This is a genomic window from Clostridium sp. (genome assembly GCF_051656525.1).
Classification (GTDB): Bacteria; Bacillota; Clostridia; order Clostridiales; family Clostridiaceae; genus Clostridium.
This window is the reverse complement of the sequence record NZ_JBOGCC010000155.1, coordinates 1-3,487: the sequence shown is the minus strand read 5'-3', so window position 1 is coordinate 3,487 and position 3,487 is coordinate 1. Positions and strand designations below refer to the sequence as shown.

Genomic DNA, 3,487 nt, shown 5'->3' with positions numbered 1-3,487 from the left:
AAAAACTTTAAAAAGTGTTGACTATATGTTGACACTTTTATTTTTTTAGTATATAATAAGATTATAAAAAGTTTAGAGGTGATAGTTATGGGTATGAAGGTAACAGGAATAATAGGGAGAGTTACAGGTGAGCGTGGAGATTGGTCAGCTAGAATATTTACACCATTAGGCGATAGTGTAAAAGAAATGGAGAAGCATCCGACATATCAAACAATTTCTATAGCAGGAAATTTACCTATGATGAAAGAGGGTAAGGAATACGTATTGGAAGTTGAAAAGAACCTAAATCCTAGATATAAAGGTTCTTACAACTTGGTAAACATCATAGGGTATGAAGAAGAAATGGAAGGAGATAATGCACATGGTTTTATATCACAAATAACAAGTGACACCATTGCTACAGCTATATTAAACAAGTATCCAAAGTTTATCCAAATGTGCTTAGAAGATAAAGAAATTGACTATAGTGATATTTATAATGTTGGTGACACTAGATTCAAGCAAATAAAAGACAAAATTAACACGCAATTTAAGTTTTTCAATATTGTTTTAAGATATCCAGAATATAGAATAAGCCTTAAAAACGCTAGGAAGATTGCTGAAAGTTATGGGGATATATCTAAAATATATAAAGTTTTTGATGAAACACCATATTACGCCTTAATGGAGGAACTGGGATACGGGTTTGAGAAAGCTGATAAATGCATTTTAAAGCGTGACAACTCATGGGAAGATAGCTTTGATAGATTGGAAAATTGTATGGTGTATAATTTAAAGATGAACGAGTATGAAGGAAATAGTTTTGCAAATGCAAACGACTTGTATGTTGCAGTGAGAGAATATATTCCTGATTGTTCCACAAGAATTAAACAATGTGCTATTGATAGTGATTTACTACACTATGAAGAAGATACTAAAAACATTAGTATTCAATCAACATACAATGCTGAATTACAAGTGGCTTGGATGGTAAGTGATATGGTTAAAAATTCAGAACCATTAGATATGGAAGTTGAAAATTTCTTAACAACAGAAACCGGTACTCTTACCGATGAACAATCACAAATGTTATATAATGCTAAAGACCACAAAATTTCAATAGTGGACGCACCTGCTGGATCCGGGAAATCTTTCTCAACCAATGCTTTATGTAATATGTTAGACTATTATGGATATTCATACTTATTATTATCACCAAGTGGGGCGGGGGCTAAAAGACTATCCGAAGCTACTTTTAGAAAAGCTATGACAATACACAAGGCGGTAGGATATGGTGCTCAAGAGACAAAAATTATCACACAAGATTATGTTTTAGTTGATGAGTTTGGTATGACAGACTTAAAGGTATTTTATATGTTACTTCAATCAATAGAACCACATACTAGATTAGTATTGGTTGGAAATATAGATCAATTAGCTAGTGTAGGTTTGGGAAATTGTATGCACGATATGATTAAAAGTGGAAAAGTTCCAACTGCTAGATTCAACAAAGTACATCGTTTTGGAGTTGGTGGGATTGCTACAGCTTCAACAAAAGCTATGTTGGGAGAAGAATTTTTAAACGATAGTGAAATTACGACTTTAGGTCAAGATAAGTCGTTTAAGTTTCAACAAGTATCCAATGATAATGAACTGGCACAAATGGCTGTTGAAACTTATGACAAACTTCTTAAAAAAGGAATTAGTATTGACGATATTATGATGATTTCACCATTTAATGTGGGAGCCGTTGGGTCAATAACGTTAAGCAACAAGATACAAAATATATTTAATCCAAATAACACAAGTAAACTTGAATGGTCTACAGAAAAGAATGGTATAACAGTTAAATTTAGAGTTGGAGATAGAGTATTAAACACTAAAAATTCATATGATGCTTTAGATTATGATACATGGAAAGAGAGTAAGGAATTAGGAATAGCACCAAGAGGAAGTAATATCATATACAATGGGATGGATGGGATTATTAGAAGTCTTGATAATGAGATTATGGTAATACAATTTGATGAAGATTTAATTGTATTTACTAAAGAGGACTTAAGTAGACTGTTGCTACGATATGTGATTAGTTGTCATCGCAGTCAGGGTCAAGAAAGAAAATATATTCTAGGTGTTGTTTCACCAAGGCACGAATGTTTACTAACATCAAATCTACTTTATGTATTAATAAGTAGAGCGAAAGTAAAATGTTATATGTTGGGAGATAAGCACACAATTGATAATGCAATAAAGATTAAAGAAAACTTAGAAAGAAAAACTCAATTAACCGAATTTATTTTAAAAGAATTTGAATAAAATAGTTGACAACTAATCTAATCTGTGTTAGAATATTATCAGAGGATATTATATCCTCTGATAATATAATTTAGATTGGAGTGTTTAATATGGAAGAAGAATTGGAATTAATATGTTTTACAAGAGAAGAAATGTGTGATTTACTAAACACAAATAATGATGGGTTTAAATATATTGTTAAAAGCAATAAGTTAAACTCAAGATTGCAATTAGTCGGCTTTAAATTTATTAAAAATGAAAAAATTGGAAGAAACAAAGTTTATTATCTAACGCAAATACCAATTGACGAGTGGTCTGTATTGCAAAATTATTACAAAATAAGAGATAAGCAAAAAGAGCAACACACAGAATATAGTTATGAAAAAGTTGTACATCCAAGCAAAAGTAAAAAGAAAATCATGAAGGAGGTAAATATGGAATATAACGACACAAATAGAAAACGTGCCACCAAATATGATAAAATATTAGAAGCGGAAGAAGCAATAAAAAGAGTTGGTTATGACTATTTAATGTACAATAAAGAGGCTGATGAGTATACACTGATAGAAGAATGGGAGTACAAAGATTTTTGGGATAGAAATAAAATGGCTAGAGATTTAAAGTCTAAATATATAATGGAATTAAATAAAAATATTATTTCTCAAAGCCAATATGATAGGTTGATATATGACATTGAAAATAAAATACTTACATTTGGTGGAGAAATAGCAGTAAAAGTTGTTAAATATGAAGAATTTAAAAATCAATTAAAAATAATAGAGATGATAGGGAAACATTTAGAATTGAAGAAATAGTAATAAGGGTAATAATATTCCCTATAGTAAGTAGTCAAGAAGAATATTATTACCCTTATTTATATAAGACAAGATGAGTGACCACTTATTAAATTATTCTAAGTCTAAGAAGAATATTGTGTACCAATATTAATTACACGTCACAAAGCCACCACAAAGAGCGTGGTGTATTTGTTCCTTTCACCTACGAAAGCCAAAGCCACAATTCCACTACGTTCCATTGTGTTTTGTTTTCTACGGTGGTGATTATTATTTAATATTTTTTAGTTGACAACAATTACCTAGTATGATATTATTATATTAGGTAAGATAATAAAAGGAGATGAGATTGTGAATCAAATTAGTGGTGCAGATATGGCATTAATTATTGTTATAGGAATGTGTTTATTATATAGTGC

2 protein-coding genes are annotated in these 3,487 nt (G+C 30.3%); both read left to right on the top strand.

Annotated elements, in window-relative coordinates; translation table 11 throughout:
• Window positions 1-87 precede the first annotated feature (87 nt).
• Window positions 88-2,295 (top strand): AAA family ATPase, encoded by a 2,208-nt coding sequence (locus tag ACRDDY_RS07890; RefSeq protein WP_438564404.1) that lies wholly within the window; start codon window positions 88-90, stop codon window positions 2,293-2,295.
• Window positions 2,296-2,384: 89 nt separating this feature from the next.
• Window positions 2,385-3,089: a hypothetical protein gene (locus ACRDDY_RS07885; protein ID WP_438564403.1), complete on the top strand. Its 705-nt coding sequence runs from the start codon at window positions 2,385-2,387 to the stop codon at window positions 3,087-3,089.
• Window positions 3,090-3,487: the final 398 nt, after the last annotated feature.